We start from the raw sequence: 2,058 nt of genomic DNA on the forward strand, positions 1-2,058 counted from the left end.
CCAAAATAGGAACTCAGCTATGGTTTGTTTATCAATAAAAATAAATAAAAAAACGAGTTAATCTACAGGCTCGTTAGCTCTATCACAAGGGTGGTCACATGAAAAAAGGTTTTATTTTAGCAGTCTCATTATTTTGTTCTTTGGCAACCGCGAATGAAAATAAAGTTATAAATTATTCAAGTGAATCACGATCTGGTCAAGAACAATTCTTTTTGACTGGAACGCAGGAGGGTAGCTACACAATTAAGTCTTGGCAATTTGATATGGAAAAGGCTACTTGGGATGGTAAAGGTGAGCCTAAGTTAGCTATCGGTAAGGCTATCGACCAAGCATATAAATATTTTAACAAAACAGAGTTAGAGCTTGGCGTTAAAGAGGTCGAATTTAAACCTGCTTTTAGTCGAGAGGGAACAATTATTTGGTATTACCTTGTCACTCTTACTACTTTACCTTACAAATTTAACTCTGATGAATTTGAAATTGTAGTGTTATTAAGTGGTGAAATTCTTAAAGCTAATGGTAAATAGAGCTAACAAGAACTTCAAACGGAAAAAATACAGTTGGCTGTTTTCACTCCGTTCAACATTTTAGCCAACAATATTTTTCCGCTTAAGTAGGCGTTATAAGTATTAAATGAATAAATTAAGTGCCAAGCAAAAAGCTTTCTATAAAGAAGTTGCCAGCATTCTATGGAATAAATGGGATCCCATAGGAGTAAACGATGGAGAAAATGACTGGGATGATGAATATGATAGTTATGTTCCTCATGTTTTTCGCTTAGCAATAGAAAATAAAGACGCGGTTAAAATTGCAAGCCATTTATCTTCATCAGTTATACAGAATATGGGAATGAGCGCGGCAAGAGATCATGATCTCAAGATTGCGGAGCTTATAATTAAAGCTAAACAAGAGGCGCTTGATTGATGCAAACTTATAACAAATCAGTTAACGTCGCTCCTATCGTCGCTGGACAGGCAAACTGCTGCTCTTTTTGTGCATTTGCTACGCAAATTATGGCACAAAAAAACCATCAATTTGCCTGCCCGTTACTGAGGCGTTATATTTTTTATCAACTATGGAGTAAAAGAAAACTATGGAAGTCCTTAAAGATATTTTAATTTCTGCGGGTGATCTAGACAGATATTATGAAGATTCGCCAGTGAATTTGTGGCGTGCGAAAAGAGTGAAAGATAACGGCAGTCTATTTGGCCTCGTTGAAAAAGATAAGGTACTATCAAATGGTCAAGTTAGACCCGCGGATGTTAAAATAATTTCAAAAAGTGGTATTGACTGGGTTTCTTGTAAACCATCTCCTAGAGGCATAAGTACATTTGATAAACCAAATATATTTAAAGGCAATTCTTGGGAATACTATAAAATACCAGAAGGCACTAAACTTCCTTCAGGACTGGCAATTGTAAAAGATAAGTATAATTCTCGAATGAATGCTACTCATTACACGCTAGCCCCAGCCTGCGATATGCCTTTGTCACAGTTCAAGTTCCTTCTTGATCGACTAGCAATTTTAGTAAAAAGAGATGTAGCATGAAAATAGAAATATCAGAACAGTATTTAACATTAATGGCTTCCGCCTTAAATGACGCCATCAAATATAATGAAGGTTTTCTTAATAGCGAAACTATCAAAGATTATTCTGATTATGAAGAGCACTTGGTTTGTCTAGAGACTTTTCAAGGTTGGCTTGAGGATGAATACAATCGACTTGGTAAAGATAATCCTTCTTTGATGGCTTATGATAAAGTGGTAAAAAAAATATAACAAGCCATTCAAGCAGGACAAAAAACAGTTGGTTTTTGCTCGTACCTCGCTATTTTAACCAACTATTTTTTGCCTCTTAATGGGGCGTTGAGGCTGTAGAATTACTCTTTTTAGGAACGTATCCAACTATTCTTGATTGGTTGCTTTTTAACCTTGAATCCATCTGTTCGCTGTGATCTAATAGATATTATTCACCCACGGTAAACTGTTATGGCTAACTACAAGCCTGACTTATCCTGTCAAAATAAATTCATTCCTATCAATTTCGCTGAGCAAATT

The 2,058-nt window shown here is 35.6% G+C and carries 4 protein-coding genes; all 4 read left to right on the plus strand.

Annotation, left to right across the window (positions count from 1 at the left end; translation table 11 throughout):
• Positions 1 to 98: 98 nt before the first annotated feature.
• The 4 genes from I6F65_RS21190 (at position 99) to I6F65_RS21205 (ending at position 1,779) form a co-directional block, all read left to right on the plus strand.
• Positions 99 to 527, plus strand: coding sequence for a hypothetical protein (locus tag I6F65_RS21190; protein WP_197114798.1), 429 nt, complete (start codon positions 99 to 101; stop codon positions 525 to 527).
• Between the two features lie 106 nt (positions 528 to 633).
• On the plus strand, positions 634 to 924 hold the full coding sequence (locus tag I6F65_RS21195) for a hypothetical protein (protein WP_197114799.1): 291 nt from the start codon (positions 634 to 636) through the stop codon (positions 922 to 924).
• A gap of 169 nt (positions 925 to 1,093) precedes the next feature.
• Complete coding sequence (locus tag I6F65_RS21200) at positions 1,094 to 1,549, plus strand: hypothetical protein (RefSeq protein WP_197114800.1); 456 nt, start codon at positions 1,094 to 1,096, stop codon at positions 1,547 to 1,549.
• On the plus strand, positions 1,546 to 1,779 hold the full coding sequence (locus tag I6F65_RS21205) for a hypothetical protein (RefSeq protein WP_197114801.1): 234 nt from the start codon (positions 1,546 to 1,548) through the stop codon (positions 1,777 to 1,779). Before I6F65_RS21200 ends, I6F65_RS21205 begins: the two co-directional genes overlap by 4 nt.
• Positions 1,780 to 2,058: the final 279 nt, after the last annotated feature.

It is taken from the genome of Pseudoalteromonas sp. SWXJZ94C, from assembly GCF_015864385.1.
Classification (GTDB): domain Bacteria; phylum Pseudomonadota; class Gammaproteobacteria; order Enterobacterales; family Alteromonadaceae; genus Pseudoalteromonas.

Excerpts from the sequence above, each read along its gene's own strand:
- I6F65_RS21190 (WP_197114798.1), top strand. The coding sequence starts at position 99 with ATGAAAAAAGGTTTTATTTTAGCAGTCTCATTATTTTGTTCTTTGGCA.
- I6F65_RS21195 (WP_197114799.1), top strand. The coding sequence starts at position 634 with ATGAATAAATTAAGTGCCAAGCAAAAAGCTTTCTATAAAGAAGTTGCC.
- I6F65_RS21200 (WP_197114800.1), top strand. The coding sequence starts at position 1,094 with ATGGAAGTCCTTAAAGATATTTTAATTTCTGCGGGTGATCTAGACAGA.
- I6F65_RS21205 (WP_197114801.1), top strand. The coding sequence starts at position 1,546 with ATGAAAATAGAAATATCAGAACAGTATTTAACATTAATGGCTTCCGCC.